Below are 16239 nucleotides of genomic sequence, written 5' to 3' on the forward strand. Positions count from 1 at the left end.
TATATTTTATATTTTAGAATTGGGAATTACTGATTACTAAGCTGAGGCGCATCTAAATTTGACAATTAAATTCGAGTAAATTATTGTGGGGTGGGCGTCCCGCCCGCCCAAAAATATAATTTAGTTTAGATGCGTAGCAGCTTACGACGGTTTGGATCACTGGCTTACACTTGCAGTTTTTTTTTACTGGTGTTAGATATGCAAATAAAACTCAACTATGAACTGAGAATATATCGCTCGAAGTTCTTTTTTCATAGTTCGGTATTGTATCGCAGTGCGCCAAACTATATTAAAATGATCGAGTTGTATATTTTATATTTTAATTATTTATGCGTATTTGGCAAGCCGATTTTTACCGCCGTCCTCTCCAAGACGAAACTGGCAAACCACTGTGGGAACTCTTCATTTGCGACTCGGAAGGTAGTTTTCAATTTAGCGCTGTTTGCCGCCAAGGGGACGCAAATTCTAATTGGCTAGCTTCGCAGTTGCAGCAGCAAGCTCAAACTCAGAATTTGCCTGACTTGATTCAAGTATTTAGGCCTCAGTCTCTGGGCTTAATTGAGGCTGCGGGCAAAGTTTTGGGTGTCAAGGTAGAAGCGACTCGGCGCACTACGGCTCTGAAATTGCTGCTGCAACAACGCGCCAAAGAATATTCGAGTATGCCTAATTATACAGGTGAAACTTACAGTGCGATCGCCCTCGACTCGCCGCCGCCCGTACCTTTACCCGAAAACCTCTGGGGCGATGGCTGGCGTTTTGCTTCCCTACCCGCTGGCGACATTGAAGAGGCTTTCCAAGGGCGTCCCCTGCCAATTTTGGAAATGCCAGAATTGCTGTTACCGCTGAATTTGGGCTTGGCCTCAACAGTACCCGTACCGGGAGTTGTAATTGACGGCGGACGCCAGTCTATGCGGTTGGCTAGATGGCTTCAGGATGCCAAACCTTTCGCTTTGAATTATATTGCTGGAGAGCCCGACGGATTGATATTGGAAGCTGGGTTAGTAGATAGGTGGGTTGTGGCTACTTTTGAAGATAGCGAGGTGAAAGCCGCGGCCCACATTTACCAACAGCGCAAGCAATTAAGTAAAGGATTACATTTTTTGTTAGTCCAGCCCGATGATAGTGGCATGACTTATACAGGCTTTTGGCTGTTGAATTTTGATCGATAATAAGATGTAAATAATATTATTTGTGATGTCGAGGGTTCGCGCGCCTAAAAATAGTAAAACACCGCCCGAACTCAGTTCCCGCCGATACAGACTCAAGCATAAATTTTAAAACAGCTTCTTGAGCTAGCAACAGATAGTGCTGCAAATTTATTCTACAACTAAAATCAATCCGTTTCGGATGCCCTGACACACTCGGTTGATGTGAGAGTGGTCTTTTTCGTTCAGACCTTTCTGGGCTAGCATGGCTGATTTCAGCAGCCGTCTGTCAAGGGGAGTAATTTGCCGAAAAGCAAAGATGCGCTGGACGATCGCCTCGATCGAGATTTTGGGGAGGTTAGCAGAGCTGACTGTCATGGTCTTAACACGCTAAAAATAAGTAACAGAACTATGTACCTTTATTTTTAAAGATTTTGTGAAGCTGCTTTGTGATTAAGATCACATATATTTAGTGACAAAATAGTGTATGTGGGGTGACTGTTGTCACGAAATCTTCAATTATCTTTACACCAACTTAACGATGGCCCGATAGAATCACTGTGGTAAAACTCCAGCAGAGGGTAAAAATGGCACAAGCAAAAATCGGAATTATCGGCGGCAGCGGTTTGTATAAAATGGAGGCCCTCAAAGATATTGAAGAGGTGAAAATTGATACACCTTTTGGAGCGCCATCGGATGCCGCAATTGTGGGAACATTGGACGGTACGCCCGTAGCATTTCTGGCTAGACACGGCCGCAACCACACTTTTTTGCCGTCAGAAGTGCCGTATCGCGCAAATATTTATGCAATGAAGAGTTTGGGAGTTGAGTATTTAATCTCAGCGTCGGCGGTTGGTTCTCTTAAAGCTGAGGCGAAACCTTTAGATATGGTAGTGCCCGATCAGTTTATCGATCGCACAAAAAATCGAGTTTCTACTTTTTTTGGAGAAGGAATAGTCGGTCACATCACATTCGGCGATCCGGTTTGCGGCGAATTGGCTAAAGTGTTAGCAAGTGCGATCAAATCCTTGAACCTCACCGACGTTACCCTGCACCGGGGCGGCACTTATGTCTGCATGGAAGGCCCCGCATTTTCCACAAAAGCAGAATCCCACCTTTACCGCAGTTGGGGGGCGACAGTCATCGGAATGACAAATTTGCCGGAAGCAAAATTAGCCAGAGAAGCAGAAATTGCCTACGCAACTTTAGCATTAGTCACCGATTATGACTGCTGGCACGAGGATCACGACAGCGTAACAGTAGAAATGGTAATAGCAAATTTGCACCGCAATGCAGAGAATGCTCAAAAAGTCATTCAAGAAACAGTCCGTAGACTAACAGAAAATCCCCCAGTATCTGATGCACATTCAGCTTTAAAATATGCAATTCTGACTCGGCTGGACCAAGTGCCGGCGGCAACTAAGGAGAAAATGGGTTTGTTGTTGCAGAAATATTTGTAGTTGAAATTAAGTTGCAATCATTAGGTTATAGGTGATTCCAGATGTGTAAGGTGCGCCGTGCGCACCCTACATCATGGGGAGAAGGCACAAATATTTGTATATCTAGCATTCGTCCTGAGTCAAGAGTCAGAAGTCAGGAGTAAGATCCATTGCCTATCAAATGTTTTAACAATAGACATCTCCCAAAATATCCAAAGCTCTTCTCTCGCTACTTTTGAATCTCTCGCACTAGGAAGCACCCCGATTTTGCAAACAGTCGTTTTTTATGCAGGGGCAGCGATCGATCTCCCACTGCATTCATATATGAGCAATAATGGCAAGATGGGGTTGCAACTGCAGCACAGAAAGCGCAAAAGCTCAAAACGGACAATTTAAACTATGCTTGGCATTCCCGGATATCAGATTTTAACCCAAATCTATGAAAGCGAAAATTCCTTAGTTTATCGCGGAATTCGCGATCGCGATTCGCTACGCGACGGCTACGCCGAACCCCTACCGATCATCCTCAAGCTGCTGAAAGAAGAATTGCCAACACCAGCACAACTGCTGAGATACCAGCAGGAATACCAAATCAGTCAAACTCTGAATTTCTCAGGCTTTGTTAAAGCTTACAGCTTAGAAAAATATCATAATTCTCTTGCCATCGTCTTCGAGGATGAGGGCGCTGAATCTTTAAGTTTATGGCGGCAGCAACGTCAGATAACCTTAGCGGAATTTCTCCCCATCGCTATCAAAACTGTCGAGATGTTGGGTGAGATTCACAGCGCTAATATTATCCACAAAGACATTAACCCATCTAATATAATTATCAACCCCAAAACCGGGGAAGTCAAAATTATTGACTTCGGCATTTCGACAGTCTTGTCTATAGAAAATCCTACCCTAATAAGTCCCAACGTTTTAGAGGGAACTTTAGCTTATATAGCACCCGAACAAACCGGAAGAATGAATCGCGGCATCGATTACCGCGCTGATTTTTATTCCCTAGGTGCAACTTTTTACGAACTGCTAACTAATCAACTGCCTTTTGAAGGTAATGACGCGATCGAATTAGTACACTGTCACATCGCTAAACAACCCCTTCCGCCCCAAGAAGTCCATCCAGAGATTCCTAAACCTGTTTCAGATATCGTAATGAAACTGTTAGCAAAAACCGCAGAAGAGCGATATCAAAGCGCTTGGGGAATTCAAGCAGATTTAGAGTTATGTCTCACTCAACTGCAAACTCAAGGCAAGATAGAAGACTTTCCTATTGGTCAGCACGATATTTCAGATAAGTTTCAAATTTCTCAAAAACTTTACGGCAGAGAAACAGAAATAGAAAGCCTGCTGGCGGCATTTGAGCGAGTTGCAGGTAGCTTGCAGGAAGAAGCAGAAAGTCTAACCTCAGACACTCAGCCATCCCCCAACAGCCGACCACATTCCGAAATGATGTTAGTATTCGGATATTCCGGCATTGGCAAATCAGCATTAGTACAAGAAATTTACAAACCCATTACCCGAAAAAAAGGTTATTTCATCGCCGGGAAATTTGACCAGTTTCAGCGAAATATTCCTTACAGCGCCGTCATTAAAGCTTTTCAAGAATTAGTGCAGCAATTGCTCGCAGAAACAGAAGTCAAACTCCAACAGTGGCGCGAAAAAATATTAACAGCAGTTGGAGTTAACGCTCAAGTCGTTATTGATGTAATTCCCGAATTAGAATTAATAGTGGGCAAGCAGCCAGAATTATCCGAACTTCCTTCCGCTGAATCCCAAAATCGGTTTAATTTAGTATTGCATAACTTCATCCGCGTATTTTGCAAGCCTGAACATCCCTTAGTCATGTTTCTCGACGATTTGCAGTGGGCAGACTCCGCAAGTTTGCAGATGCTTCAATTGATAATCACCGACCCAGATATGCAATATCTGTTTCTGATTGGTGCTTATCGGGATAATGAAGTCACTGCCGCCCATCCGCTGATGTTAACAATTAATGAGATTCAGAAAACTGGATGCGTAATTAATTCAATTTCCCTCTTACCTTTAAAGTTAAATTATGTCAATTATTTAATTGCAGATACTCTTAAATGCCATCTCGAAAAAGCCCTGCCCTTAGCAGAGTTAGTCCTGCAAAAAACTCAAGGCAATCCCTTTTTTATTAACGAGTTTCTCAAATCACTTTATGCTGAGAAACTGTTGAAATTTGGACCCACCTCTCCGAAGATTGAGGGGGCAAAGGGAGACTGGCAGTGGGATTTAGAGCAAATTCAAGCCAAGGGAATTACTGACAATGTAGTCGAACTGATGGCAGGAAAAATTCAAAAACTGTCCCAGGCAACACAGCAAATATTAAAATTTGCTGCTTGCATTGGCAACCAATTTGACGTAAAAATGTTGGCGATTGTTAGTGAAAATTCAGTAAAAGCAACTAACGAGAAACTTTTGGAAGCAGTTAGGCAAAATTTAATTATTCCCGTGGGGAATGATTACAGATTTCTAGAATTAGAGCAAAGTTCAGAAGATTTAACTGTTTATTACAAATTTTTGCACGATCGCGTCCAGCAAGCCGCCTATTCTCTAATTCCCGAACCAGAAAAGCAAGTTGTCCACTATCGAGTCGGACAACTTTTGTTGGAAAATACTACGCCGGAACAGCGACAACATAAAATATTTGATATCGTCAATCACCTCAACTTTGGCAGCGAATTAATTGCCACGCAGCCACAGCGCAATGAACTGGCAGCGCTCAACCTTTTAGCAGGCAAAAAAGCCAAAGTTTCCGCTGCTTATAAATCAGCACTAGATTACTTCGCGGCGGGCAGGCAATTATTAAGTGCAGACAGTTGGCAAACCCAATACGACTTAACGCTGAATCTCTACGAAGAAGCAGCAGAAGCCGCTTACATCAGTACCGATTTCGAGCAGATGGAGGAATTAGCAACTTCCGTGCTGCAACAAGCCAAAACAGTGCTCGACAAAGTAAAAGTCTATCAAGTAAAAATTCGCTCTCAGTTAGCCCAAAGCCAGTTCCAGCAAGCATTAGACACAGCTTTATCAGTGCTAGAACTGTTAGATATACATTTTCCCAAACAGCCCAATACGACAGATATTGAGGCGGCGCTGCAAGCAACTCAGGCAGCGCTAACAGGCAGAGAAATCGAAGATTTAATCGATTTACCACTGATGACAGCCCCGGACAAATTAGCAGCCATGCAGGTGATATCCAGCACTCTTGATGTTGCCTATTTTTCCTTCCCAAAACTCCAGCCTTTATTGATTTTTAAACTGGTAAATTTATCCCTGGAATATGGCAATAATCCTTATTCTTTGCCCGCTTATGCCCGTTGTGGAATGCTTTTTAGCGCGATTTTCAACGACATAGAATCTGGCTATCGATTTGGCGAACTGGCTTTACATTTGCTGGAGCGAATTAACGCCGGCACAGTTAAAGCACACACGCTTCACTGCGTTAATGCTTTTGTCAAACATTACAAAGAATCGGTTAGGAAAACTTTAAAGCTGTCGCATGATGGTTGGGCAATCGGTTTGGAAACCGGAGACATAGGAAATGCCTGCCACAATGCCAGTGTGTACTGCTGGCATAGCTATTTTGTTGGCAAAGAACTCACAGAATTGGAAAGAGAAATAGCTGCCTACCATGGCATAATACGCCAACTCAAGCAAGAATTTGATTTGACCAGCAATGAAGTAATCCGGCAGGTAGTTCTCAATTTAATCGATCGCTCGGAGAATCCTTGCAAGCTAATGGGGGAAGCATATAATGAAGACACGCAGTTGCCTATGATGCTGCAAAAAAACAATCGTAGTGCAGTTTTTATTATTTACTTGCAAAAAACGCTTCTCTGTTATCTCTTTGGAGAATTTGCTGAAGCTGTAAAATATGCTGACTTAGCAGCGCCATATTTAGCTGGAGTGGTTGGTTCGCTTGTTGCGCCCCTCTTTTATTTCTACGATTCTCTGGTGCGACTTGCGGTTTACTTTGATGTCAGCCAGAGCGATCGCGAACAAATTTTAGAAGAAGTAGCCGTCAATCTGGATAAACTGAAAGTATTGGCAACTCACGCACCGATGAATTACTTGCAGAAAGTAGAACTAATAGAAGCAGAATTGTGCCGCATTAAAGGGGAAAACTTTGAAGCAATGGACTGGTACGATCGCGCGATCGCCACCGCTGGAGAAAACGAATACATCAACGAAGAAGCCCTCTCCTACGAACTAGCTGCCAAATTTTACTTATCTAAAAATAAGACATTGATTGCCAATACCTACCTGCAAAATGCCCGCTATTCTTATCTCCGCTGGGGTGCAGCAGCCAAAGTTAAAGACTTAGAAAAACGCTACCCTCAGCTATGGCTGAGACAAACATCAACAGGTACAAACCTTTCTGCCATAACCACATCCCTTCCGCCAACATCCACAGGCAGCAGCAGCTCATCAATGCTTGACTTTACCACAGTAATCAAAGCATCGCAAGCAATATCCGGCGAAGTAGTATTAGCATCCTTGCTGTCAAACTTAATTAAACTTACCATTGAAAATGCCGGAGCTCAAAAAGGTTTTCTTATCTTGCTAAACAGCAGGGGCGAACTCAGAATTGAAGCTGCCGGAGACGTTGACGGTTCCGTCCAAGTCTTGCAATCTCTTGCTGTTAATAACAGTCAGGAGCTCCCGACATCTATTATCAACTATGTCGCAAGAACTCAGTCAGATGTAGTTTTAAACGATGCCGTCCGCGAAGGAACCTTTACCGCAGAGCCTTATATTGCAATTAATCAACCCAAATCAGTATTGTGCGCCCCCATCATCAATCAAGGCAAACTCATCGGCATTTTGTATCTAGAAAACAATCTCGCAACTGGCGCTTTTACAGCAGACAGATTAGCAGTATTGAACATAATTTCTGCCCAAGCTGCTATTTCCCTAGAAAATGCCCAACTTTATCAAACCCTAGAGCAAAAAGTAGAAGAACGCACCGCACAATTAGCCCAAGCTAATAGAGAAATATTGGTTTTGAACGATCGGCTAAAAGTAGAAAACCTTCGCATGAGTGCCGAACTAGACGTAACCCGCCGCCTGCAACAAATGATTTTGCCTCAACAGCAGGAATTAGAGTCAATTTCAGGGCTAGAAATTGCTGCATTTATGGAGCCGGCTGATGAAGTTGGCGGCGACTACTACGACGTACTAAATTACGGCGGTAAAGCCACAATTGGCATCGGCGATGTGACTGGACACGGTTTAGAAAGCGGCGTGTTAATGATTATGGCGCAAACAGCAATTCGCACTTTGTTGGTTCACAATGAAACCGACCCAGTTAAATTATTGCAGACAGTCAACCAAACGCTTTTTGACAACGTAGAGCGCATCAATTGCGGTAAAAGTATGAGCCTTTCTTTGCTGGAATATCGGGGGAACAACATCCTGCGTTTGAGCGGACAGCACGAAGAGGTAATTCTCGTGCGTTCTAGCGGCGAAGTAGAGCGGATTGATACGATGGAGTTAGGCTTTCCCATCGCCTTGGAACCAGATATTGCCGATTTCATTGCTACTACTGAAATACAGTTAAATTCCGGGGATGTTGTCGTACTCTACACAGATGGAATTACGGAAGCTTTTGATATGAATCAAGCTCAATACGGTATTGAGCCATTGATTGAAGTTGTTGCCATTAACAGGGGACAGTCAGCAGCAGAAATCAAGCAAGCTGTTATTGACGACGTGCGGCGATACATGGGGGAGCAAAAAGTATTTGATGACATTACTTTGGTAGTAATCAAACAGAAGTAAGTAGGTAGGCACAAATAAACCTTGCTGTATAACCGAATGTACAACTGCCAGAACCGAAAGCCAATAGCTTCGTTTCACTCGCTTTTGACTACTGAAAGCAGATTCTATGTTTATGAAGTACCCCCGCCTATCGTTCTATCCCCGTAGGGAAAAGGCGAAAACCTTTGTCCCTACACTTCATAAACCTGGAATAGGCTGTATGTATTTTCCCACTCATCTACTTAGTTCCGCTCAATTAATCAACTGCTTAAATGCGTCGTGTTCGCGAATTTTTTCTAAATCAGCTTCACTTTTTGCCAACTCTTTACACACATTCGGATTGAGATTGAGGGCGCGCTTTAAATTTTCAAGTGCTAATTCAATTTTACCTTGTAGGGCATAACATCGGGCTTTATTGTACCAAATTCTGTAAAAATCAGGCCGGATTTTAGCAGCATTGTCGTAGGAAGCGATCGCAGCTTCGTATTTTTGCAATTTGGAGAGTGCAACGCCTCGATTGTTCCAAGCGTCAGTATAATCATTTTTAATTTGTAGGGCTTGATTGTAAGAAATTACTGCTTGTTCGTACTCCTGCATTTTGGAAAAAGCAACGCCTCGGTTGTTCCAAGCATCGGCATAATCGGGTTTGGCTTGAATTGCCTGTTCGTAACAGCCGATCGCCTCCTGGTACTTCTGCAACTCCAACAATACCACGCCTCGATTGTTCCAAGCATCGGGATAATTCGGACGAATTGTAGTAGCTTGTTCGTAAGACGCGATCGCCTCTGGATACCGCTGCATTCTCGTGAGCACTACTCCTCGGTTATTCCAAGTATCGGCTAAATCCGGCTGAATTTGCAGCGCCTGATCGTAAGCTGCGATCGCATCTTGATAACGGTTTTCAAAGAAACAAGCATCTCCCTGTTTAGCATAGTCGCCGGCCGTCAATAACTTTTGGTAATTGCCATAGTTAACCGGAGCAAATTCTTGAATTTGGGCATCGGGGAATAAAAGGTCTGTTTCTGCCTCTGCCGGGTGACTTTGCTGTTGAATTTCGCCTAAGATAGTTTCAGCGTCCGAAATTAATAGTTTTAATTGAGAGATTGTATCGTAATGGAGACTTTCAATTTCTTGGCGAGCAATTGTTGTCTGCTTAGACAATTTGCTCAACAGAAACCAAACCCCGACTCCGGCTGCTGTCGGAAACAAAGTTAGGGCAATTACCAGCCCGTTAAGCAGTACCGCCGTGCGCCCGAAAGCAATGTCAACTTCTTCTTGAACTCGATCGCGAATTTCTTCTTTAAGTTGCTGCTGTGGGAATTCCTGCTGAATTAACAGTGCCGGCCTCGGTTCAGAGGCAGAAACGCTACTGGCGCAGACTAGAATAGTTGAAAGGGCGATCGGGCTAATACTTTTTCTAAAGATACTTGACAAACGCATTGCCTTAGTGATACGCACCTGAGTTGCGATTTCCATGTGTCAAGAGATGCTGATAACGATGATCCCAGACTAGCCCATTTGTTCATAAACTATTAAATACAGGATATCTGTTGTGCAGTCCCCTCCGATCAAATTGCTGACGCAAGAATTGCTAGACGAAGTTGCCGCTTCCTCCCGGCGCAGTCCCCGCCAGCGACAAAACTACAATTTCCACGATTTGTCTGAAAAAGTGCAGCGGTTTGTCAACGTGTTGCAACCAGGCACTTACGTCCGCCCTCACCAACACCTCCGCCCGCCTGCAGTTAACGGTTTTGAGTTTTTTGTGGTGATTCAAGGAGAAGTCGGTATTGTTATTTTGAACGAAAACGGTCAAATCCTGCGCTCCTTGCGAGTCAGCGCGGCCGGCCCGACTCGCGCTGTCGAACTGCCAGAGGGCACTATTCACACGTTAGTAGCTTTGACACAGGATACTGTGATTTTGGAGTTTAAGGAAGGGCCTTACGACGTGGGGGCGGATAAAGACTTTTTGGCAGGTTTTCCTGCTGAGGGAACTGCGGCGGCGCGAGAATTAGTCCAGATTTGGGAAGCGGAATTTAACACTTGACTAATGACTGTTGACTGTTAAATGTTGACTGTTGACTGTTAAAAATCTAAAATCTAAAATTGATGGGCTGATTACTAATTACTGATGAATCTAATTGTCGTCATCCGATTGTATAAATCCGGGGCGGTGCGAATGATTTTTCTCAGGAGCTCATCCGTCACCCAAAAGACGAGGGGAAACGAAAATTTTTTGCTGAATTCACTGCATAATAGGTTGGTAGAAACGAGCAATCTATCGATCGGCTCCACGGATTCCAAACCGAGGAGCATTAAAGCTGGAGGCTTTTCGCCGTCTATTTCTGCTGCGATTGTCGCGTAGAGAGTTGTCGCCGATTTGGGCAAAAACAGTTGCCGCGGTTTCACGGGACAATTTGCTTGCAGCCGATCGACTATTTGCTGCCGCAAAGTTAGCGAGTTGCAGTGGACTAAAACGAAAGAAAAGTAACCTTGGGAAAGACGGAGCGCCCGCATTAAAGTTGAGAACGACCGCTCGTTATATTTAGCTGAGTCGTACTTAGCTGCATTGTCTTTAGCTGTATTTCCTGAGCTTTGCTCGATAAACATAAATTGCATATTTTTTATCTAGTTTTAGAGATTTTCTAGATTAAATGATGTTTCTAAAGAAAATGTGAAGATCGAAAATTTATTTTTCCTTTAAAAACTTTTGGAAAGTATACCACGCTTTTAAATTAATATCAATAGCCCGATCGAAATAGTCCGATCGACAGATTTGGCTGGAACCACACAAAAAGTACCTGCGACGGCACAAAAAAAGTATAGCCGCAGGCAAAAGGAAGAGCATAATTTGCAAGGGTTTCAGCAATTAATAACGTTCTAAATATCTGGCACGATTGCTAGATAAAATGTAATTAAAAATACAAAAAAATTACCGTAAATTCTCAGCCAGCGGCAAAGTAAACCAAAAACTTGCCCCAGCACCGGGAGTGCTAATTACCCCAATTTGGCCGCCGTGAGCACCAATGATTTGGCGACAAAGATATAGACCCAAACCCAAACCGACCGAGTGTCGGGATCGATCGCCCCTAACGTAAAGGTCAAAAAGATGTTCGCACTGTTCCGGCAATATTCCCACCCCGTCATCTTCAACGGTACAGTAAATCATGCTACTTGGGGAATTGGGGATTGGGGATTGTGGATTGGTAAGCGGTAATTTGTCGGTGTCTTGTTTTGCTGTGCTTTGATTTATAATTAATTTATCCGCCTTGATTACTTGAGCCGAAACTGTTAAATTTAGTCCCGGCAGATTGTGTTTCAAAGCATTCGCAATTAAATTAGATAAGACGCGCCATAACTGAGTCTTGTCAGCCTTCACGGCTGGCAAATTATCCGGCACCAAATTTTTAAAAGTAGCTTTACCCTCATTCATTAAAGGCTCCAAATCTGTCGCAGCAGCTTCAACTACCGCCCTCAAATCAACGGCATCGAAATGCAGAACCAAGCCGCGCAATTCCCCGGCGTGAACTTCCAACAGCGAATTTATCAAGCGCAATTGCTGCTCGCTACCTTGAATCATCCGCTCCAAAACAGAACGGGGAATTGCGATCGAATCCCCAGGTTTCGTCTGCCAATTTTTCAGCACCATTAACATTCCCGCCACTGGGTTTCGCAAGTCGTGAGAAAGAGCGTGGATAAACAGCCGCAGCGATTCTTGTGCCTGTTTGCGCTGCGTGATATCCTCAATTAAACCCTCATAATAAAGCACGGCGCCGCTGCTGTCCCGTACCGCCCGCGCCTTCTCAGAAATCCAGACAATACTGCCGTCTGATCGGTAAATTTTAGATTCAAAATCCGATACTGTGCCGCTTTCCTCGATCGCTCGCAAAAACTCATTTCTGCGAGCCGGATCGACGTACAACTGTCGCTCGATATCAGTAAACTTTGCCGTTACTTCTTCGGGAGAATCGCAGCCGTAAATCCGCGCTAAAGCTGGGTTTGCAGTAATGTAGCGGCCGTCAGGAGTGCTTTGAAAAATCCCCTCGCCGGCATTCTCAAAAATGCTGCGGTACTTCGCCTCCGCCACCTCCAACTGCTGGTAAGCAGATTCCAACTCACGCCTGGTACTAAACTCTTTCCGTTGCAGACATTCGTACCAATAAACCGACAAATCGCAAATCAAACAAATCCAAAACAAATATAAGTACAACCCGGTCAACTTAAAAGGAGTATACTTAGCAAAACTTAGATTTAAAACCAAATTTATCCCGACGTGGCAACACAAAACGCCGAGTTGAGAAATCAGGTGGAGGCGCCAGCGGACGGGGATCAGCGTTGCTTGGATCAGAAACGCTAAAATCCAGGTAAAAATTGGTAATTCCCCAGCTTGTGCGACAGCTAGCCCAAGCTGTACAACCACCGTCAGCGACCACGAAAAAGCCAAAAATAGCAAACCGGGATAACGCTGTCCGAAGGAGGTTTTTTGCAACACAAAACAGGTCAACAAACCCAATTCTACAGCAGCGCTCGTGTACAAATAAACACTTTTAAACTCCTGGCGAGCGAAGAATCTTTCGCCTAGAAAATAGACCGTTATTGTGAAGGCAAAAAAGATGGCAATTCCGACTGCAGGGCGCAGCCGCTCTCGGAGGAAGCGATCGCGCCACACCTCGTAAACCGTTAATGCCTGAACTGATTTTGCATTGCCCAAATAGTTCATACCATTTTAGATTTTAGATTTTAGATTTTAGATAGACAAAGATCGATCGTCCGAGTTGACAGCAGGTAGCGAAAACCAGAAAGTCGAACCACCGCCGGGAGTGCTTTCGACGCCGATTTCGCCGCCGTGAGCTTTGATAATTTGCTTGGAGAGGTACAAGCCCAAACCCAGCCCTGTTAATTGTCGGCTATTAGGGTCGTGAACGTAAAGTTCAAATAGAGATTCCCGCTGTTTGGCGCTGATTCCCACTCCATTATCTGTTACAGTACAGCGAACCATTTTTACGGTGACTCCGGGCAATTTGCTGCCGATATTGGCAATTTGCCCCTGATAGCGAGGCATTTTGCCACTGCCGTCGAGGTTAAATTTGGCCAGAGTTTCCTGATTTTTCTGGGTGGTCTCGCCTATCCTAGGACGATCGCCCGCAGCAGATATCCGGTTAGCGATACAGCGGGCAAGCGGATTATTGGGCGATGTTAAAGGCTGTAAATTTTCTTCATAACTTAGCACTGTTTCAACTTCAATTACCTCGGCTTTAAAAGTTATATTGACTCCCGGAGGATTGTGTTTAATAGCATTAGTCAACAGATTTTCTAGCACCCGCTGCAAGTGTTGGCGATCGGCATTGACTTGTGGCAAATCCGCCGGAATATCCTGAGTCAAAGTTGCTTGATTTTTGGTCAGCATCGGTTCTAAATCGGCAACAATGGCTGAAGCTAAAGACGGCAAATGCAGCGGTACAGTATTGAGAACAATACCTTTGACCTCGCTAGCGTGAGCGTCGAGCAGGGAATTAACCATAGTTAACTGGTGTTCGCTGGCTTGAACGATGCGCTGCAAAATCGATCGAGAAACCGGAACATCTTGTAGAGAATCAGAGGCCGATTTGTTGAGCAAATTTTTCAGCAGTATTAACATTCCCATAACAGGAGTGCGGAGATTGTGAGAAACTGCGTGCAAAAATAGGTCTTTGAGGCGGTTGCTTTCTTGCAGTTCGTGCATTTTTTGCTGTAGTTGGCGGGTGCGTTCCTCCACTTGAGATTCCAAGTTGGCATTGAGAGCTTTTACCTGCTGCAAAAGTTGGGCTTGCTGTAGAGCGATCGCCACTTGGGTAGCGAGTTTTTCCAACAAATCAATTTCAAATTCCTGCCACTGGCGGGGCCCGGAGCACTGGTTGACGGCCAAGATCCCGAACAATTCATCCCCCAGGACGATCGGCACATTTAACGTCGCGCGAATTTGATAGTCGCTGTACAATTGGGCAATTGGAACGCTGAGTTGAACGCTAGCAGTATCGGAGATAGTTCGGACGCGGTTGTTAGCATAAAAAGTTTTCTGGCTTTCGAGGTGATTCTCGTCAGCGAGTACCCACCCCAAAAGAGAACGGCATTGGGCACCCACAGACTCGGCCACAACCTTACCGTACACCGGGTTAGGAAGATTTACCCCGTCCGCGTCCACAATACCGATGAAAGCGCGGTCTGCCTTGAAAAATTGCCGGACTTCGGCAACAGTAGTGTTGAGAATTTCTTCGAGGTCGAGGGAGTTGCGAATTCGCAGGGCGATTTCTGAGAGCAAGCGATCGCGATCGGAGGACGCCCGCAAAGCGGTTTCGGTGCGGTGGCGTTCGGTAACGTCTTGGACTGTGGCGGCGATCGCCCCTGACTCAATTGCCGACTGTTCGCAGACAGTGCGTTCGGAGCCATCTGCCAGCACAATTCGGTAGTTAATGCAATAGGCTTTGCGCTCCAACATAGCTTGGCGCTGCGATCGCGCCACCAATTCTCGGTCTTCTGGATGTACGGCCTGCAAAAAAACTTCTGGTGTCGGTTTGACAGTTCCAGGAGCAAAACCCAAGAGGCGGTAAAGTTCGTTTGACCACCGCAATTCGATATTGGATATACGATGTTCTGCGGATTCTTGGCAGTTGTCAGTTGCTGTGAGGGCGGCGCAATTTAAATCCCAATTTCCCAACTGAGCGATGCGCTGAGCGTTGGCTAAACTAGCTTCGCGATCGCGCAGCATGGCGGCCGTGCGGCGCACCTCCACCAGCGCTTGCTGGCGTTCTGCTACGGCGGCGGCCAACATCAGAGCCACAAGGGCGATCGTACCGGTAAAAGCTTGTAAAAATAAAACCGCCTGTTTGAGATTATCGCTTTTGGCCAAAAAGGGGCCGCCTCCCTGTACTGCTCCCCAAATCGCGATGTAAGAGACGATCGAATAAGCAAAAATCGCTCCCGCCGGTTGAAACCGCAGGGCAGCCCAAACTATCAGAGGAAAAGGCAGATACTCCAGCGGATACTGAGCGATCGCCGCCTGTGTTTTCGAGCAAAAAAACAACCAGCTAACGCTCAGCAATAGAGTCAGCCAGAGCGCTATTTCTGAATAATTAATAATTAAAAATATAAGATTATAACGGTTTTCACTTGCAGGGAATGTGTGTCTGCGATTAGCAATTGTTAGTTGGGAATTAGTAATTAATAATTGATTATTCTTTCTTTTAAAAAGTGCTATAAAAGTTGAAATAATGGGTTTTTTTAATGAAAATTTAAAACTATTAACGGCGTGGTTGAAAGTCAGCAGCACTGGCGTCACGAGCAAAATTCCCATGCCGTCTCCGAGCCACGTAGTCCACCAGTTGCGAGAGAAATTGCTCCACTGAGCCCAACCAAAAATGCACGTTCCCAAGTTGCCGAGGATAGAGCCGACCAAAGTAGACCCGATGACAGCGCCCGCTACTAAAGCCAGAACATCTCGCAATCGATCGAGTTTGGTAGAAAATCCGCTCTCCCTCAGCAAAGCCTCTCCAGCCAGCGCTTGCAGGGTGACGCTAAAGGCCGATGTGACAATGACAGCCGACGGTATACCCCCGGTAGAGTTTAACAGCACCGAACCGAGGACAATTCCCGGCCACATCCGTCGTCCTTGCAGTAGCAGTGCTGCTAGAGCAATACCGGCGGGCGGCCACACGGGGGAGGGTTCGGCTTTCACCAGTCCCAGCATCGACACTGCGAGTTTTCCGGTAACAAAGTAGGCCAGGGCCAGGATGCCGGTGTACAGAAGCATTCGAGTGCGGGGGTTGAGCAGTTTCATGTTTAGTGCGATCGAATCCTCCATTCCTAGTTTTTAATTTAGGCGGCTTTGGGGC

The 16239-nt window shown here is 45.1% G+C and carries 9 protein-coding genes; 4 read left to right on the forward strand and 5 right to left on the reverse strand.

Annotated features, from left to right (window positions below; all coding sequences use genetic code 11):
* The first annotated feature begins 329 nt into the window (after positions 1-329).
* Positions 330-1169: a Tab2/Atab2 family RNA-binding protein gene (locus QUA25_RS05710; RefSeq protein ID WP_333036260.1), complete on the forward strand. Its 840-nt coding sequence runs from the start codon at positions 330-332 to the stop codon at positions 1167-1169.
* A 147-nt stretch (positions 1170-1316) separates the two neighbouring features.
* On the opposite strand, the gene QUA25_RS05715 is transcribed toward QUA25_RS05710, so the two are convergent.
* Positions 1317-1523: a hypothetical protein gene (locus tag QUA25_RS05715; RefSeq protein WP_333036261.1), complete on the reverse strand. Its 207-nt coding sequence runs from the start codon at positions 1521-1523 to the stop codon at positions 1317-1319.
* Positions 1524-1732: 209 nt separating this feature from the next.
* On the opposite strand from QUA25_RS05715, the gene QUA25_RS05720 reads away from it, so the two are divergent.
* A complete protein-coding gene (locus tag QUA25_RS05720) occupies positions 1733-2605 on the forward strand; it encodes an S-methyl-5'-thioadenosine phosphorylase (RefSeq protein ID WP_333036262.1) in 873 nt (290 codons plus the stop codon).
* A 378-nt stretch (positions 2606-2983) separates the two neighbouring features.
* Positions 2984-8395, forward strand: coding sequence for an AAA family ATPase (locus QUA25_RS05725; RefSeq protein ID WP_333036265.1), 5412 nt, complete (start codon positions 2984-2986; stop codon positions 8393-8395).
* 231 nt (positions 8396-8626) lie between these two features.
* On the opposite strand, the gene QUA25_RS05730 is transcribed toward QUA25_RS05725, so the two are convergent.
* Complete coding sequence (locus QUA25_RS05730; protein WP_333036267.1) at positions 8627-9850, reverse strand: tetratricopeptide repeat protein; 1224 nt, start codon at positions 9848-9850, stop codon at positions 8627-8629.
* Between the two features lie 76 nt (positions 9851-9926).
* Here QUA25_RS05730 and QUA25_RS05735 point away from each other — a divergent pair, with 76 nt between their 5' ends.
* Positions 9927-10418, forward strand: a complete 492-nt coding sequence (locus tag QUA25_RS05735) for a WbuC family cupin fold metalloprotein (RefSeq protein WP_333036269.1) — start codon at positions 9927-9929, stop codon at positions 10416-10418.
* Positions 10419-10492: 74 nt separating this feature from the next.
* On the opposite strand, the gene QUA25_RS05740 is transcribed toward QUA25_RS05735, so the two are convergent.
* From QUA25_RS05740 to QUA25_RS05750, 3 genes are all read right to left on the reverse strand, one after another.
* Entirely contained in the window at positions 10493-10990 is a 498-nt protein-coding gene (locus tag QUA25_RS05740) for a hypothetical protein (protein ID WP_333036270.1), read from the reverse strand.
* 313 nt (positions 10991-11303) lie between these two features.
* Positions 11304-13091 carry a PAS domain-containing sensor histidine kinase gene (locus tag QUA25_RS05745; RefSeq protein ID WP_333036272.1) on the reverse strand — a complete coding sequence of 596 codons (1788 nt, stop codon included), beginning with the start codon at positions 13089-13091 and terminating at the stop codon, positions 11304-11306.
* A 27-nt stretch (positions 13092-13118) separates the two neighbouring features.
* On the reverse strand, positions 13119-16184 hold the full coding sequence (locus QUA25_RS05750; RefSeq protein WP_333206280.1) for an MASE1 domain-containing protein: 3066 nt from the start codon (positions 16182-16184) through the stop codon (positions 13119-13121).
* Between the last annotated feature and the right edge of the window lie 55 nt (positions 16185-16239).

The sequence above is a fragment of the Microcoleus sp. Pol17C6 genome (genome assembly GCF_036701145.1).
Lineage (GTDB): Bacteria > Cyanobacteriota > Cyanobacteriia > Cyanobacteriales > Microcoleaceae > Microcoleus.